The following is a 16083-nucleotide window of genomic DNA, read 5'->3' on the forward strand; positions in this document are numbered from 1 at the left end:
ACGAGGAGTGTCATGGCACATTCACTGGTCTCCGCCCTGCGTTGGTGGGGTACGACGAAGGGTGCCGAGACGGCTGTCGTCGTCGGGGACGACCGGGTGTCCTTCGCTGATCTCCACCACTGGAGCAGCCGGGTGGGACGTGCCCTCGCGGCTCGCGGGGTGGCTCGTGGCGAGCGCGTGTGCGTGCTCGGCGCCAACTCGATGGAGTGGGTCGGGGCTGGTCTGGGTGTCCAGAAGGCAGGCGCCGTCCTGGTTCCGCTGAACCCTCGTCTCGTGGCTCCGGAGCTGACCAAGATCATCGGTGAGGCCGGCGCGGTCGCCGTGGTCGCGGCGCCCGAGTTCCGCGGGGTCCTCGAGGACGTCTCCGCCCTGGGTGCGGAGTTCGACGTCATCGGCTTCGAGGAGATCGCCGACCTGCGCGACGGCGACGCGGACGACTTCGTCGTCGAGATCGAGCCGGACGACCCGACGATCATCCTCTTCACCAGCGGCACGACGGGCCTGTCCAAGGGCGTCATCTGCACCAACAGGACCCTGCTCAGCATCGTCTTCGAGGCGTCGCTGACCGAGGAGGGCCTGCGGCCGGGTGGCAGTGAGCTGATGCTCCTCCCGCTCGCCTTCACCCCCGGCCTCGTCTGGGGACTCTGCATGTGCACGGTGCTCGGCAGCACGATGTGGCTGGAGAGGGACATCAATCCCTCGCGGGCCGTCGGTCTCATCGAGAAGAACAAGATCGGCACGCTGTTCGGCGTCCCCTTCATCTTCGAGGCGCTCATGAAGGCCCCCGAGTTCGAGTCGGCCGACCTCTCCTCGCTCGTCTCCGCGTTCACCGGCGGCGCCGCTGTGTCCGTCGCGATGCTCGAGGCGTACGCCGCCAAGGGCGTCAAGCTCCGCCAGATCTACGGCATGACCGAGGCGGGCGGTGTCGCGACCGCGACGCTGGCCAAGGACTTCGCCGAGCACCCCGAGACCTGCGGCACCGGGTCGATCTTCACCGAGGTCAAGGTCGTCCGCGAGGACGGCACCGAGTGCGACCCGGGTGAGCCCGGTGAGGCCATCCTGCGCGGCCCCGGTGTCACCCCGGGCTACTGGAACGACGAGGAGAACACCAAGAAGGCGCTGCGCGACGGGTGGCTGTACAGCGGTGATCTCTGCACCACCACGGAGGACGGCCGGCTGAGGTTCCTCGAGCGGCTCAAGGACCTGATCATCTCGGGCGGGATCAACGTGTCGCCGGGTGAGATCGAGCAGGTCATCGCATCGGTCGACGGCGTCGCCGAGGTCACGGTGCTCGCCGCCGCCGACGAGAAGTTCGGGGAGACGCCGGCCGCCATCGTCGTACGCTCCGGCGACGTGACGACCGAGGACATCCTGGAGAGGTGCCGCACCCAGCTCGCCAAGTACAAGGTGCCGAGCTATGTCGTGTTCAGGGATGAGCCGCTTCCGCGCCTGGGCAGCGGCAAGATCGCCAAGGTCGCACTCCGTGAGGAGTACGCCGACATCCCGGGCGCCTACGCCAAGGCGCCGTAGCCACCCAGCTCTCCCACCCTGCCGCCGGGTCGTTGCGCCCCTGAGCCAGGCGCCGACCGGTCACGGCGGCGGGTGGGAGCTTCACCCGCCGAGGACGGCCAGCCCGGCCTCGAGGTACGGCGCGACGGCACGCGCCGCAGTGTCGGACCCGGCGTCTCCGCCCGCGACACGGTGTCGGTGGCTGATGCCGGCGGTGATGACCGCGACCTTGAAGTAGGCCAGCGCCAGGTGGAACTCCCAGTTGGTCAGCTCCACCCCGCCCGCGGCGGCATAGCGCTCGGCGAGCGCATGTGCGTCGGGGATCCGGGGGCTGGTCCATGCTGCCGCGAAGCCGAGCACGTCGTCGAAGGCGGGAAGGCGGTAGGCGCACATCATCGCGACGTCGGCGACGGGATCGCCGATGGTCGACAGCTCCCAGTCGACGATGGCCGTGACGGCGGGCGGGGTCGCGTCGAAGTCGATGAGCGCGTTGTCGATCCGGTAGTCGCCGTGGATCACCGCGCTCCGGGGCTGGTCCGGGATCGATCGGCTGAGGCCTCGGATCAGTTCGGTGGCCGCCGACCCGCATCCGGTTTCGGCTCCGACGATCTCCCATTGACCGCCCCAGCGCCGGAGCTGCCGTTCGGCGTACGCGTCGCTGCGACCGAACCCCGACAGCCCGACTGCGGGCACGTCGACGCGGTGCAGCGCGGCGAGCGAGGTGACCAGGCTGTCGATCGCCTGGTCGATGTCCCCGTCGTCGATCGGGTCCAGGTCGTCCTGGGAGCTGATCGCGGACCCCGCAGCGAACCCGGTCACCGCGAAGTCGCAGCCGAGGACCTCGTCCTCGACCTTGAGGGCGACGGCGAGAGGTACGGGAACATCCGTCGGCCCGAGCGCGCTGACGACCCTGAACTCCCGGGCGACGTCGTGCGCGGACGGGGTACGCCCGACGCGCGGCGGCATCCGGAGCACCCACTTCGGCCCGGCGGCGTCGGACAGCAGGGCCGTGACGTTGGAGCGGCCCCCGGAGAGCCTCTTCGCCGTGAGCGTGCCGTCGACCGGGGTGCCGGCGTCGGTGATCGCCGACCTGACCGAGACCAGCTCGGCCGGCGAGAGAACCTCGGTCACCTGCTTCCGCCGTACTGCTGCACGGAGCGGCGGGCGATCGACCAGCGGTGCACCTCGGAGGGGCCGTCGTAGATGCGGAACGGCCTGATCTCACGCGCGATCTTCGCGATCGGCAGCTCGTTGGAGATGCCGAGGCCGCCGCACATCTGGGTGGCCCTGTCGACGACCCGATGGAGGGCCTCCGCCGCGAACGTCTTGGCGATCGAGGTCGTCCGGGAGGCGTGGCCCCCCAGGTCGAGCTCCCGGCACGCCTCCATGAGCAGCGCCCGCGTCGCGGCGAGATCGATCTCGTTGTCCGCGATCATCTGCTGCATCATGCCGAGGTCGGCGAGCCGGCTGCCGAACGCCTCACGCCCGGCGACGTGGCGGACCGCCACCTCGTGGGCGCGTTGCGCAGCGCCCGTCCACCGCATCACATGGGTCATGCGCGCAGGGCCGAGGCGGACCTGGGCGTAGCGGAAGCCCTCGTCGACACCTCCGAGGACGGCGTCAGCGCCGAGGTGGACATCGGCGAAGCGCATCTCGCAATGCCCGCCGAGCATCGACTTGTCGGTCGTCCCGATGTGGCGCACGACCTCGACGCCGGGGGCATCCGCATCGACCAGGAACATGGTCGCGCCTCCGCGATCGCCGGGCACGCCGCTCGTGCGGGCCATGACGATGAAGAAGTCCGCCCCGTCGGCGCCGGTGATGAACCACTTGTGGCCGTTGAGGACCCACCCGTCGCCCGTCTGCTGCGCGGACGAGAGAAGGGCCGACGGATCGGCGCCCGCACCGGGTGCCGGCTCGGTCATGGCGAAGGCCGACCGCTTGGCTCCGCGCGCGAGGGGATCGAGGTACCGCTCGCGCTGGGCGGCCGACGCGACGTGCGCGAGCAGGTGGATGTTGCCCTCGTCGGGTGCGTTGATGTTGAGCGCGACCGGACCGAACACCGACCGGCCGGCCGCCTCGAAGATGCCGGCCCGGTCGACCATGGTGAGCCCGAGGCCGCCGTGCTCGACAGGTGCGTGGGGCGCGAACACCCCGGCGGCCTTGGCGGCGTCCTGGAGCGTACGCCGGAGGGCCTCGCCGCCCGCAGCCTCGATGTCGCCGTCGTACTCGTCGTCGATCGGCAGGACGTGCTCGTCGATGAAGGCGCGGGTGCGGTCGAGGAGATCGATGGTCATGAGGTTCATGCTGGTCCCTTCCGGGGGCGGTTCGGGCCGCGTCTCGGCCGTCGCGACAGTCGCGATGTCGGCGCGGCGCCATGCGGATGGAGCCGTCGAGGCGGGTGACTCGGAGTCGGGCATCGGGTCTCTAGATGATGTGCTGCACCACGGCCGTCCCTGGCTGCGGCGGGCGGGACCGGACCACGCTGATGCTCGTCATGGAGAGCACCACGAGGTCGTCCTGGTCGATGAGCAGGCCGCGGCAGTGGATGTCCGCACGGTCCGGCTTCGCCACGACGTCGACGACCTCCATCGACCCGCGGAGTGTGGAGCCCGGCCGGACCGGGTTCGGCAGCCGGAGCCGGTCGATCCCCTTGCCGGCGACGATCGCGAGGCGCGCGACGAGCTGCGGCGAGGCGAGGCTGGCGAAGAGGGCGAGGGTGTGGATGCTGCTGCCGATCACGTCGCCGAAGTGCGACGCGGCAGGGTCGACGTGGAACGGCAGGGGGTCGTACCGCCGGGCGAACTCGATGATCTCCTCGCGCGAGACGCCCACGGTCCCCAGCTCGACGTGGAACCCGATCGGCAGGTCCTCGGCGTACAGCAGGTCCGTCATCGTGGGGCGCCGTCGTGGATGGCCCCGGCCGCGAGGAGGTCCTCGATCTCGGATTCGGTCAGGCCGAGCGCCCCGGTGCTGATGTCGCGGGTGTGCTGGCCGGGTGAGGGCGCGGGCGTCGCGGGACGCACCACGACCGACTCGTACGGCGCGGTCACGTCCTCGGCCGGGAGCGGCTGGTCCAGCAGCGGGTGGTTCATCGTCGTGAAGGTTCCGCGGTGCTGCAGCTGGGGGTCGTCGAGCAGCTCGGGCAGGCGCACCATCGCCGCCGCGGGGACTCCGACGGCCTGGAGTGCCTCCATCACGGCAACGGGGGAGCGCTGCGAGGTCCAGGCCGCGACCTCGCTGCCGAGCGTGGCCGGCGAGCGCGCACCGACGATCGCTGCGAGGGTGTCGAGCTCCTCGGTCACGCGGGCGTCGATCACGCACCACTCGTCATCGCCCGCGCAGGGGAACACCCCACCGAACAGCTCGCGTCCCCGGTTTCCCACGGCGGTGACGGATCCGGGCTCCAGGTCCTCACTCGCGACGTACCCCGCCAGCTGGGTGAGCACCACGTCGGACTGGCCGAACTCGATGTGCGCGCCCCGGCCCGAGCAGCGTCGCCGCCAGAGTGCGGCGACGACGGCGAGCGCTCCGACCCTGCCGGCGACGTGGTCGGGGTAGACGGTGACGCCGTCCCAGCACTCGGTCTCATCGGGGCCGTAGCGCCACAGGCTGGAGATGCCGCACGCGGCGCGGACCAGCGGGCCGTAGCCGAGTCGCGCGGCCCAGGGACCCTTCGAGCTGAAGGCGGCGCTCTCGACGACGATGAGGTCGGGACGCAGGGCCGTGAGGTCGTCGTAGGAGATCCCGAGAGAGGCGAGCGTCCCCGGCTTGAAGTTGGACAGGACGACGTCCGCCGTCGCGGCGAGCTCGAGGAAGACCTCGCGCCCGCGGGTGGTTCGCAGATCGAGGCCGAAGCTGCGGCGGTTGCGGTGACCCCACGCGAAGGAGGCGTTCATCGCCTCGCCGCCACGGGTCTGGCGAAGGCCGTCGGGGAAGGTGAGGCTCTCGATCTTGATGACGTCCGCGCCCAGGTCGGCGAACGCCCGACCGATCTCGGCGCCGAAGACGATGACGCCGAGGTCGAGCACGCGCAGGCCCGCGAAGGGTGGCTCGTCGGCCGCTCGGGGCACTGCCGCCGGCGTACGCGCCGCCCAGGGCGCCAGTGGGTCTTCGGCGACGGAGGGCATCGGCGCGCGGAAGCCGATGCGGTCGCCGTCGAGGTCGATGCTGCCGACCGGGAGCCGGGCGTCGGTGCCCGGGAGGAGGGGGACCCGGGCGATGGTGCCGGCCTTGGTGAAGTGGTCTGCCTCGAGCGCATCGCGCACGGTCATGACCCTGGCCAGCGGGACGCCGCGACGAGCGGCCTCCTCCACCAGGGCCTCGGCGGACTCGTCGGCGAAGAGGTCCGCGATCAGCTTGCTCAGGCGAGGCCAGGCCGCGACGCGCGCGCTGATCGAGTCGTACGCCGGATCGGCGAACTCCTCCGGGGCGCCGAGCCACCCGAACATCCCGCGCCACTGGCGCTTGGCCAGGAGGCAGAGACGGACCTGGCCGTCGGCGCATTCGAAGACGGGATAGGAGTCCGCCGGCGGCCGGCCTCGTCGGAACGACCCGGACCGGCCTGCCGCCGCGGAGCCCTGGACGCCGAAGGCCGGGTCCAGGCCGACCGTCACGGACTCGTGGTGTGACATGTCGAGCTGCTGGCCCGTGCCGGTGCGAGCAGCCTCCTGCAGGGCGATGAGGGTGCACCAGGCGAGATGGGTCGCTGCGGTCGCCGCGGCGATGCCGTCCGGTGGGACCAGCGGTGGGTCGCCGGGCCTTCCGGATCGCGACATCGACCCGCTCAGTGCGAGCAGGGTGCGCTCGGTGGCCTGCCAGGTGCTGCGCGGCCCGGTCGAGCCGAACGGGCTGGAGAGCGTCACGACGAGCGCGGGGTTGGCCTCCCGCAGGCGCACGAGGTCGAGACCGGTCGCGACGTCCGCAGCGACGACCAGCGCGTCCGCAGACGTGATGAGATCGGTCAGCCTCGCTCGATCCGTGGCGGAGTCGAGATCGACCTGTCCGAGCCGCTTGTTGGCGTTGGCGACAGCCCGCCGGATCTCGGTCAGCGAGGTCTCGGAGCCCCGGGGGCTCTCGTCGGCTGCCAGGCGGACCTTGACCACGTCCGCACCGAGGTCTGCGAGCAGCCGGGCGCCGTCCTCGGCGACGGGATCCCCCAGGTCGACGATCCGAACCCCCGAGAGGGGCAGCGCGGTCAGCTCAAGCACGGCGGCTCCTTGCAGTTGTGCGGCCAGACCCCGTTAATCTAATGGCAATCGGTTTCTGTGACCAGTCCCCGTTCGAGCCGCCGAGGAGGCACCCGTGAACGAGCAGCCCGTGACCTACGAGGTCCGCGACGGGATCGGCGTCATCTCGCTCAACCGGCCCGACAAGGGCAACGCGATGACGCTGGCTCTCTGTGCGGGGCTCTTCGACGCCTTCGACCGGGCGGACCGCGACGACGAGGTCGGGGTCGTCCTGCTGCGCGGCAACGGTCGTCACTTCTGCGTGGGCGCGGACCTGGAGAAGGGCTTCCACTCGAAGGTCTCCGGGCCGACGGAGGAGCAGGCGGAGTTCGTCGATCGCTTCGGGAGCATCGCGGGAGTGCCGCGCGATGCGGGCGGCGTCGTGACGATGCGGATCGCCGCCATGCTCAAGCCTGTGGTCGCCGCGGTCCGTGGTGCTGCGGTCGGTGGCGGCGCGACGATGCTGCTTCCCTGCGACCTCCGCGTGATGGGTGACGGTGCGCAGGTCGGCTTCCTGTTCGGCCGGCGCGGGATGCTCGCCGAGTCGGCGTCGAGCTGGTTCCTGCCGCGCCTGGTGGGGATGACGAACGCCGCGGACTGGGTTCTCACCGGCCGGATGGTCGACGCGGCCGAGGCGCGGACCGCCGGACTGGCGACCCGGGTCGTCCCTGACGAGGAGCTCGATGACGCAGCCGAGGCACTGGCTCGCGACGTACTCACGAACACCTCGCGAGTCGCGACCGCGCTCTCACGCCAGCTGCTCTGGTCGGGGCTCTCGCACGCTTCGCCGTGGGCGTCGCACGCGGTGGAGTCCCGAGGTGTGTTCGACCTGCCGGCGAAGGCGGACGTCCGCGAGGGCGTCGCGTCCTTCCTGCAGAAGCGTGCCGCGGCGTTCCCGATGCGCGTGCCGAGCGACTACCCCGACTATGGACCGCGCTGGCCTGGCCCCGCTGCCGGCTGATGCTCAGAAGGACGTGAGTCCGCCGTCGACCGTCAGGGTGGTCCCGGTGACGTACGTCGATGCCGGGCTCGCCAGGAAGAGCAGTGCCGCATCGAGCTCCTCCTGCCGGCCGAACCGGCGCATCATCGACTGCTCGGCCACCATCTGCCGCAGCACTTCGCCCTCGCCCGCGGTCATCTCCGAGTCGAAGTAGCCCGGGCACAGGGCGTTGACGCGGATGCCGCGCCGATCCGACCACTCTCCGGCGAGGTCGCGGGTGAGCCCGATGACACCGGCCTTGCTCGCGGCGTACGCCGCCTGCGGGAACCTCGGTGCCACCTGGCCGAGGACGCTCGACACGTTGACGATCGACCCGCCGTTCTCCATCACGCGTGCGCAGGCCTGTGCCATCCAGAAGACTCCGTTGAGGTTGACGTCCACGAGACGCCGGAATCCTTCGGGCGTCTCCTTGAGCGCCGAGACGGCGCTGCCGAGCCCGGCGTTGTTGACGAGTACGTCGATTCGGCCCGTCGTCGCGATGGCGGCCCGGGTGACCTCGGCGCAGTCCGTGGGGTCGGCCACGTCGGCGGTGACCGCGATCGCTTGTACGCCGTGGTCCTGTGCGATGCGCCGCGCGAGGGCCTCCACCCTGTCCGTTCGTCGTGCGGCGAGCACCACGTCGGCGCCCGCCGAGGCGAGGGCCGCCGCGAACCCGGCGCCGAGACCGGAGCTCGCTCCGGTGATCACCGCGGTCTGTCCGTCGAGCCGGAATCGGTCGATAAGGGTCACGTCGGCTCCTGTGCATCCGTTGTCTAATCTAATGTCGTTAGGATAACGTAGCTCACTATGCCGGAGAGCTCGATGAAGATGCGCATCCGATCGCGCAGCGAGGTGGCCGACGGGGTCGTGCACCTCGTGATGGAGGCGGTCGGCGGCGGCGACCTGCCCTCCTGGCAGCCCGGCGCCCATGTGGACGTGCGGATCGCGGAGGACCTGGTCCGGCAGTACTCGCTCTGCGGCGACCCGCGCCGGCGCGACGTCTGGGAGATCGGCGTGCTCCGCGTCGCGGACGGCCGCGGGGGCTCGATCTGCATCCACGACGACCTGGTCGACGGTGCGACCGTGGAGGTCGTCGGGCCGCGCAACCACTTCGCGCTCGAGCCCGCTCCGGCGTACCTCTTCATCGCGGGGGGCATCGGCATCACGCCGATCCTGCCGATGGTCCGGGAGGCCGAGGCGGGCGGCGCCGACTGGCACCTGGCCTACGGCGGGCGCACGCGATCGTCGATGGCCTTCGCGAGCGACCTCCTCGAGCGGTACGCCGATCGCGTGGTCCTCGCGCCGCAGGACGAGTGCGGGCTTCTCGACCTGTCCGCGCTCCTCGGCCCGGTCGTGCCGGGGCGACGGATCTACGCGTGCGGCCCGGAGCCGCTGCTCGTCTCTCTCGAGGCGGCGATGGCCCGACGTGACGGCGAGACCCTGCACCTGGAGCGGTTCAGCCCCAAGGAGCTGCCGGCCTCGACCGGCGGATCGTTCGAGGTCGAGGCGTCGGCGTCCGGTGTCGACGTCACGGTCGAGGAGGACGAGTCGATCATCGACGCGCTTCAGCGGGTGGGCGTCTCGGTCGACTTCTCCTGCCGTGAGGGGACCTGCGGCACCTGCGAGGTGGCCGTCCTCGACGGGGTGCCGGAGCACCGCGACAGCGTCCTCACGCCCGAGGAGCAGGCCGAGAACGACTGCATGATGATCTGCGTGGGCCGTTGCCTCCAGGGCCCGCTTGTCCTCGACATCTGATTGTCGCCACTCCGCCTCCGGGCGCTTGCCACTCGTAGCCTAATGCCATTAGATTGAATCAGCGGTGACGTCGATCGTCGGAGCCGCCGAGAGGAGTCCCCGTGAGCACCGCCGTCGATCCACCGGTCGTCACGACCGAGACCGCCGACCACGTCGCTGTGATCCGCATCAATCGACCGGAGGCGAAGAACGCCGTGAACCCGGCGGTGGCGACAGGGCTCGGCAACGCCGTCGCCGACGCCGACGCCGACCCTGAGGTCCGGGTCATCGTCGTCACCGGAACCGGCGACTCCTTCTGTGCGGGGGCCGACCTGAAGGCCCTGGGCCGCGGTGAGTCGCTGGAGGCCGAGGGGCATCCCGAGTGGGGCTTCGCGGGCTATGTCCGGCACTTCGTGGAAACCCCGACGATCGCGGCGGTCAACGGGTTCGCGCTCGGGGGTGGCACCGAGATCGTGCTCGCCTCCGACCTGGCCGTGCTCGACCCGGGGGCCCAGCTGGGGCTTCCCGAGGTCAAGCGCGGGTTGATGGCCGCCGCGGGCGGCGTCGTACGCATCCAGCGCCAGGTGCCGCTCAAGAGGGCGCTCGAGATCGCGTTGACCGGGGACGCGATCGATGCCGAGACCTGCGTCGCGTGGGGCCTGGCCAACGCCGTGTCCGCGCCCGGCCAGGTCGTCGAGGCGGCGCTCGCGCTGGCGGCGCGGATCGCGGTGAACTCGCCCGTGTCGGTACGGGAGAGCAAGCGGATGGTGCACCGCACGGCGGTGCTCGGGTCCGACTGGGACGACGACGCCTGGCAGCTGAACGGCAGGGCGGTCGGGCGCGTCTTCCGCTCCGAGGACAGCCGTGAGGGGATCAAGGCCTTCGCCGAGAAGCGCGCCCCGAAGTGGACGGGCAAGTGAGATGAGCGAGTTCCGCAAGGGCGTCGACCGCCTCGTCGTCATCGGAGGATCGCTCGGAGGCGCCAAGGCGGCCGAGCAGGCCCGCCAGCTCGGGTTCCAGGGCTCGGTCACGGTGATCAGCGCCGAGGAGCACGCGCCCTATGACCGGCCGCCGCTGTCGAAGGACTTCCTCGTCGCCGAGGAGGATCTCGGCCTCGTCGAGCACATCGACGACCCCGAGGGCCAGGGGATCGATCTGCGTCTCGGTGTCACTGCCGTCGGTCTGGACCCCCGCAGCCGCATCGTGCGAACGAGCGCCGGCGAGGTCGAGTACGACGCCGCCATCATCGCGACCGGTGCGCACCCGCGCAGCCTGGGGCTGGGCGAAGACCTGAGCGGCATCACGGCGCTCCGGACCGCGTCGGACGTCGCGCGGATCCGGGAGCGGCTGCAGCCGGGCGCGCGGGTGGTCGTCATCGGTGCCGGGTTCATCGGCGGGGAGGTGGCCTCGAGCGCCATCGCACGAGGAGCGGAGGTGACCCTGGTCGAGGCGGCGCCGCTCCCGTTGGAGCGGGCCGTCGGATCGCTGGTCGCCGAGCGACTCGCCGTGCTCCACCGCCAGTACGGCGCCGACCTCCGCACGCGTGCTCGTGTCCGTGACATCACCGGTGAGCACCACGTCGAGTCGGTGGTTCTCACCGACGGCACGGTCCTGCCGGCCGATCTCGTGGTCGTCGGCATCGGCGTGGATCCGGCGGTCGGCTGGCTGCGCGGATCCGGCGTCCTGGTGAGTGACGGTGTCGCCTGCTCGCGGTACCTCGAATCGACGGTGCCGGGTGTCTACGCCGCCGGGGACGTCGCTCGGTGGGTCAACGGCTGGAGCGGTAGGTCCACCCGACTGGAGCACTGGACGTCGACGATCGAGCAGGCGGAGCTCGCGTGCCGCAATGCGCTCCTCGTCGAGCGTGAGACCTGCTCGATCGTCCCCTACTTCTGGTCGGAGTGGTACGGCCATCGCTTCCAGATGCTGGGCGAGGCCGCGGACGAGGTCGAGCTGGGCGCCGGCGGAGGAGCCACGGACCCGTTCCTCGCGCGCTACCGCTTCGAGGGCCACTTCGTCGGCGGCTTCTCCCTCGACTCGGGCGGGCAGCTGATGAGGCAACGCCGTGCGATCACCGCTCGGGGTGCGTGGGAAGACGTGCTGACGACGCCCGCCGTCGCCGGCCGGGGATGATCGGAGTCTGCTGATGGTCGCCATCGTCGTCCTGCTCGCCGCCGCTGTGCTGCTCGTCGTCGGCTGGGTCACCGACAGCGATGCCCAGCTGATCGCGGCGTGCGTTCTGGCTGGGCTCGTAGCGGTCGCCCTGATCGCTGATCACCTCCTCCGGCGTGACTCGGCAGGGTTGGCTGCCGGGACGACGGTCGCCTCGGAGGCCCGGGCGCAACCTGATCCGGCGGCCGAGGATCCGGCTGTCGACGACGACGCGTGGGTGGGGCCGGGTACGGCGCAGGAGCTGCCGGTCGCCGCCGCAGGCGAGGTCGGCGAGAGCGAGACCGGCGACGCTCAGGGCGTCGTGTTCGTGCCCGGGCGGATGACGTTCCACCGTCCCGGCTGTCGCACGGTCGAGGGCAAGAGCGTCGGACGCGGTTCGCGGGCCGATCTCGAGGGCGCGGGCATGAATGCGTGTCGCTCCTGCTTCACCGCGTGATCCGCCGGTTTCCGGCGCCGGCGACCTCGGAGGGTTGCAGGGCGAACGGGCCGGCAGTAATTTAATGACGTTAGGTTTATCGGGACGGGCTGCAGGAGGCGACCATGTCAGCAGAGATGAATGTCGATCGGGAGATGCGGATCCGTCGAGCCCTTCAGCACCTGAGGGACGACACGACCGACCAGGTCGAGGCGGTCGAGTACTTCGACGCCAGCGAGTTCACCGACGCCGAGCTTGCCCAGCGCGAACGCGATCTGGTCTTCGGGCAGGTGCCGACGATCGTCGCTCACGGGTCCGAGATCGCGAAGACGTATGACTTCAAGACCGTCCGGATGCCGCGGAACAACGTCATCGTCTCCCGTCAGAAGGACGGGTCGGTGAAGGCGATGGTCAACCTCTGCCGTCACCGCGGAGCCCTCCTCGAGGACGAGGCCTGCGGGAAGCGCAGGTTGTTCTCCTGCCCGTACCACCGCTGGTCCTACGACATCGACGGGTCGCTCCGGACCGTCACCCGCGACAACACCGTCGGCGAGGTGGAGAGGGAGAAGCTCGGCCTGATCGAGCTGCCGTGCGAGGAGCGACATGGCTTCGTGTGGATCGTCGACCGAGCCGGCGCCGAGATCGACGTAGCGGCCTGGCTGGGTCCCGAGATGGACGAGATCCTGGCGAGCTACTCGCTCGACACGTTGAGCTGCGTCAGGTTCGACGACTTCTGGGAGCCGGTGAACTGGAAGATCATGCAGGATGCGTTCCTGGACGGCTACCACATCCAGTACGCCCATCCGAACACCGCAGGCAAGATCATCCACACGAACGTCATGGCGTTCGAGGACTACGGCAACCACTCGCGGTTCGTCGCTCCACGCAAGACGATCGACCGCTGGCTCGACGAGGATCCAGGCGACCAGAGCCTGGTCAAGTACGTCACCGAGACGCACTGGCTCGGCCCCAACAGCACGCTGCTCAAGCAGCCCGACCACTTCCAGCTGCTGACCTTCCGTCCCCACCCCAGCGACCCTGGGCAGTCGGTCATGGAGATGCGGCTCATCGTCCCTTCTGCCGCAGATGCCGGCATGGACGAGGAGAAGTGGACCCGCCTCTGGGAGAAGAACTGGCAGATCCTGATCGACGTCCTCTATGAGGAGGACTTCCCCGTGCTGCGCAACTCCCAACAGGGGATGACCAGCCAGAGCGCCGGGCAGATGGTGCTCGGCCGCAACGAGGTCGCCAACCACGTCTTCCGACGAACCATCCAGCGCCTCGTCCAGGCCGGCGGCGACTCCGCAGCCGGATGATCGAGTACGGCTGGCACCTGTCCGTCCCGGACCGTCTCCGGGGCGAGCTCGATGGGATGCTCGCGGACGCAGTCGCCTACGACGCCGAGGCCGGGTTCTCGACCGTCGGGGGAGTGGCTGACGCCGGACCCGGCATGGTGCATCTGATCGCCACCATGCCCCCCAAGGGGCAGCGTGGGCGCGCCGACCTCGACGCGCTGCCCGATGCCGAGATCGTCGCCTATCTCCGGCTCGAGGGGGAGGGCGATGACGTCGCTGCCCAGCTGCTGGTGCGCAAGGAGTTCCGCTCTCTCGGTGTGGCCACCCTGCTCTCGGAGCGGCTTCGCGATGAGCCCGAGGGATGGGCGGCGCAGCCTCAGCTCCGACGGGTCCGCGGTTGGTCCCATGGCTCACACCCGGCCGCAAGCCGTCTTGCCGCGCGCTTCGGCGCGCAGGTCGAGCGTGAGCTGTTCCGGACGATCCGTCCCCTCCGACCGGACGACCGGGTCGGCGGTGCTGAGGCGAGTGGCGACATCGCCGACGGTTCGGTGGATCCGCCGACGACGGACCCCCACGCCGTCGGCATCGCGCCCGAGCACGCCGCACTGCTGCACGCTCCCGGCGTCCGGGTCGTGCGAGGCAGGGGCGGGGACGTCGTCGTACGCCGGGGCGACTCGGCCGAGGCGCTGCTCCAGCTGACGCCGTCGGAGGATCCGGAGCGGCTCGACGACCTCCTCGTGCTGGGGCTCCGCCAGGCGAACGCGATGGGTGCCCGTCTCGCCGTCCTCTATGTCGACGCACGCGAGGAGCAGCTCCTGCTGCACCTGTCGCGGGAGCTCGGCTTCTTCCACGATCAGACCGACTGCAGCTACGTCCTGGCTCTTCCGCCGGCGTTCTGACGCCTTCCGGTGCGGTCGTTGTGACGAGGGCCACCGATGACTCTTGACACAGAAAAACTAACGACATAAGTTTTCCGACAGTTCTCCCTCGCCTTCTCCGGGGATGGCGAGCTCCTGACATCGCGTGAGCGGAAGGACAGATTCGATGCGTAGGTTCCGCAACTTCATCGACGGCCGGTGGGTCGATGGGGCGGGTGCCCTCCCGGTGGACGACCCGTCGACCGGCGAAGTCTTCGGTGAGGTCCCCGACTCCGACGCCACGTCCGTCGCATCCGCCGTCGAGGCCGCCCGCCGGGCGTTCGACCAGGGCCCGTGGCGCCGGCTCACCGTCGAAGCGCGGGCTGACATGCTCCGCGCCCTCGCATCGGCGCTCGAGGCGAACTTCGACACCCTGGTCGATGACCTGATCGCCGACACGGGCGCCACCGCGCGCTTCTGCCCGATGCTCCAGGTCGGGGCGCCGATGGCGCACCTCCGCGACTTCGCGGACATGGCACCGATCCTCAGCGGCCCCGAGGCGTTCCCGATCGACACCAATCCGGGCTTCGGTCAGTGGGAGCTGCACCGCGAGCCGCACGGCGTCGTCGGTGCGTTCACGCCGTACAACTTCCCGCTCTTCATGTGCGTGTGGAAGGTCGCACCGGCGCTGCTCGCCGGCAATACCGTCGTGCTCAAGCCTTCACCGCTGACGCCAATCGGACCCGAGGCTCTGGCCGAGGCGGCGGTCGCGGCGGGCCTGCCGCCGGGCGTGCTCAACATCGTCCATGGCGACCGCGTCGCGGGTGAGGCCCTCGTCGCGCACCCTGATGTCGACATGGTCACCTTCACCGGCAGCACCGCCGTCGGTACCCAGGTCATGGCATCCGCGGCGGCGACCGCCAAAGAGGTGGTCCTCGAGCTGGGCGGCAAGTCGCCGGCCCTGATCCTGCCCGACGCCGACGCCGAGCTGGCGGTCCGCGGCACGCTCTTCAGCAGCCTCATGCACGCCGGTCAGGCCTGCGTCGCGACGACCCGGATGCTCGTGCCGAGCTCCCGCTACGCCGAGTTCTGCGCCCTTCTCGAGGCCCGCGCGTCGGTGCTCCAGCTCGGTCCCGCCCAGGAATTCACCACCGACGTGGGCCCGGTGATCTCGGCTGCCGCCCGCGCCAAGGTCGAGAAGTTCATCAGCGCCGGCCTCGAGCACGGTGCACGCGCGCTGGTCGGCGGCGGTCCGGTGGCCGATCTCCCGAGCGGCGGCCACTACGTCGCACCGACCGTGTTGGTCGACCTCGACAACGACAACCCTGCGGCGCACGAGGAGATCTTCGGGCCCGTGCTGTCGGTCATCCGATACTCCGACGTCGAGGATGCGATCCGCATCGCCAACGACACCCGCTACGGTCTCGCCGCCGCTGTCTGGGGCGCCGACCTCCAGCGGGCGCGCGAGGTCGCTCTCCGGGTGCGCGGGGGTCTCACCTGGATCAACGACGCGGCCCAGGCCGACGTACGCCGTACGCCGCTGGCGGGTCGCGGCATGAGTGGCGTGGGTGCCGAGAACGGCCGGGACGGCGTCCTCGCCTACACGAAGGTCCGCAGTCTCTACACCGACCTCGGCACGCCGCTGGACGCACGTGCCTATGGGGTCGTCGGAAGCGAATGGGAGTGACGATGAGTGACCAGGCGATGACGGCGACCGTCGACCTCGACGTCTGCAAGGGGCACGGGCGCTGCTACATGCTCGCGCCCGACATCTTCGACTGCGACGACGCCGGCTTCCCGGTCGTCATCGGTGAGGCGAACGACGACACGCAGCGTGCGCTGATCGTGAAGGCGGCCTCGAACTGTCCCGAACAAGCCATCACGGTCGTCTGAG

The 16083-nt window shown here is 70.5% G+C and carries 15 protein-coding genes; 10 read left to right on the forward strand and 5 right to left on the reverse strand.

Features of this window, described 5'->3' with window-relative positions; translation table 11 throughout:
- The first annotated feature begins 12 nt into the window (after window positions 1-12).
- Window positions 13-1530: a class I adenylate-forming enzyme family protein gene (locus tag ACYU8V_RS12405; protein ID WP_460847735.1), complete on the forward strand. Its 1518-nt coding sequence runs from the start codon at window positions 13-15 to the stop codon at window positions 1528-1530.
- An 81-nt stretch (window positions 1531-1611) separates the two neighbouring features.
- On the opposite strand, the gene ACYU8V_RS12410 is transcribed toward ACYU8V_RS12405, so the two are convergent.
- From ACYU8V_RS12410 to ACYU8V_RS12425, 4 genes are all read right to left on the reverse strand, one after another.
- Complete coding sequence (locus ACYU8V_RS12410; RefSeq protein ID WP_460847737.1) at window positions 1612-2640, reverse strand: phosphotransferase family protein; 1029 nt, start codon at window positions 2638-2640, stop codon at window positions 1612-1614.
- The gene (locus ACYU8V_RS12415; protein WP_460847738.1) at window positions 2637-3806 is read right to left on the reverse strand and encodes an acyl-CoA dehydrogenase family protein; all 1170 of its coding nucleotides are present in this window, start codon (window positions 3804-3806) and stop codon (window positions 2637-2639) included. Before ACYU8V_RS12415 ends, ACYU8V_RS12410 begins: the two co-directional genes overlap by 4 nt.
- A gap of 130 nt (window positions 3807-3936) precedes the next feature.
- The gene (locus tag ACYU8V_RS12420) at window positions 3937-4404 is read right to left on the reverse strand and encodes a MaoC/PaaZ C-terminal domain-containing protein (protein WP_460847739.1); all 468 of its coding nucleotides are present in this window, start codon (window positions 4402-4404) and stop codon (window positions 3937-3939) included.
- A complete protein-coding gene (locus tag ACYU8V_RS12425) occupies window positions 4401-6719 on the reverse strand; it encodes a CaiB/BaiF CoA-transferase family protein (RefSeq protein ID WP_460847740.1) in 2319 nt (772 codons plus the stop codon). Before ACYU8V_RS12425 ends, ACYU8V_RS12420 begins: the two co-directional genes overlap by 4 nt.
- Window positions 6720-6813: 94 nt before the next feature.
- On the opposite strand from ACYU8V_RS12425, the gene ACYU8V_RS12430 reads away from it, so the two are divergent.
- Window positions 6814-7698, forward strand: a complete 885-nt coding sequence (locus ACYU8V_RS12430; RefSeq protein ID WP_460847741.1) for an enoyl-CoA hydratase-related protein — start codon at window positions 6814-6816, stop codon at window positions 7696-7698.
- Window positions 7699-7701: 3 nt separating this feature from the next.
- Here the strand turns inward: ACYU8V_RS12430 and ACYU8V_RS12435 are convergent, their stop codons facing one another.
- Complete coding sequence (locus ACYU8V_RS12435; RefSeq protein WP_460847742.1) at window positions 7702-8466, reverse strand: SDR family NAD(P)-dependent oxidoreductase; 765 nt, start codon at window positions 8464-8466, stop codon at window positions 7702-7704.
- A gap of 72 nt (window positions 8467-8538) precedes the next feature.
- Here ACYU8V_RS12435 and ACYU8V_RS12440 point away from each other — a divergent pair, with 72 nt between their 5' ends.
- From ACYU8V_RS12440 to ACYU8V_RS12475, 8 genes are all read left to right on the forward strand, one after another.
- Window positions 8539-9471, forward strand: coding sequence for a PDR/VanB family oxidoreductase (locus tag ACYU8V_RS12440; protein ID WP_460847744.1), 933 nt, complete (start codon window positions 8539-8541; stop codon window positions 9469-9471).
- Window positions 9472-9572: 101 nt separating this feature from the next.
- Window positions 9573-10370, forward strand: coding sequence for a crotonase/enoyl-CoA hydratase family protein (locus ACYU8V_RS12445; protein WP_460847745.1), 798 nt, complete (start codon window positions 9573-9575; stop codon window positions 10368-10370).
- A gap of 1 nt (window position 10371) precedes the next feature.
- Window positions 10372-11583, forward strand: coding sequence for an NAD(P)/FAD-dependent oxidoreductase (locus ACYU8V_RS12450; protein ID WP_460847746.1), 1212 nt, complete (start codon window positions 10372-10374; stop codon window positions 11581-11583).
- Between the two features lie 13 nt (window positions 11584-11596).
- Window positions 11597-12058, forward strand: coding sequence for a hypothetical protein (locus ACYU8V_RS12455; RefSeq protein ID WP_460847747.1), 462 nt, complete (start codon window positions 11597-11599; stop codon window positions 12056-12058).
- 104 nt (window positions 12059-12162) lie between these two features.
- A complete protein-coding gene (locus tag ACYU8V_RS12460) occupies window positions 12163-13353 on the forward strand; it encodes an aromatic ring-hydroxylating oxygenase subunit alpha (RefSeq protein ID WP_460847748.1) in 1191 nt (396 codons plus the stop codon).
- Window positions 13350-14231: a GNAT family N-acetyltransferase gene (locus tag ACYU8V_RS12465; RefSeq protein WP_460847750.1), complete on the forward strand. Its 882-nt coding sequence runs from the start codon at window positions 13350-13352 to the stop codon at window positions 14229-14231. Before ACYU8V_RS12460 ends, ACYU8V_RS12465 begins: the two co-directional genes overlap by 4 nt.
- Window positions 14232-14376: 145 nt before the next feature.
- Window positions 14377-15876 carry an aldehyde dehydrogenase family protein gene (locus ACYU8V_RS12470; RefSeq protein WP_460847752.1) on the forward strand — a complete coding sequence of 500 codons (1500 nt, stop codon included), beginning with the start codon at window positions 14377-14379 and terminating at the stop codon, window positions 15874-15876.
- Between the two features lie 2 nt (window positions 15877-15878).
- Window positions 15879-16082, forward strand: coding sequence for a ferredoxin (locus ACYU8V_RS12475; RefSeq protein ID WP_460847754.1), 204 nt, complete (start codon window positions 15879-15881; stop codon window positions 16080-16082).
- Window position 16083 lies beyond the last annotated feature (1 nt).

This window comes from Nocardioides ultimimeridianus (assembly GCF_054777895.1).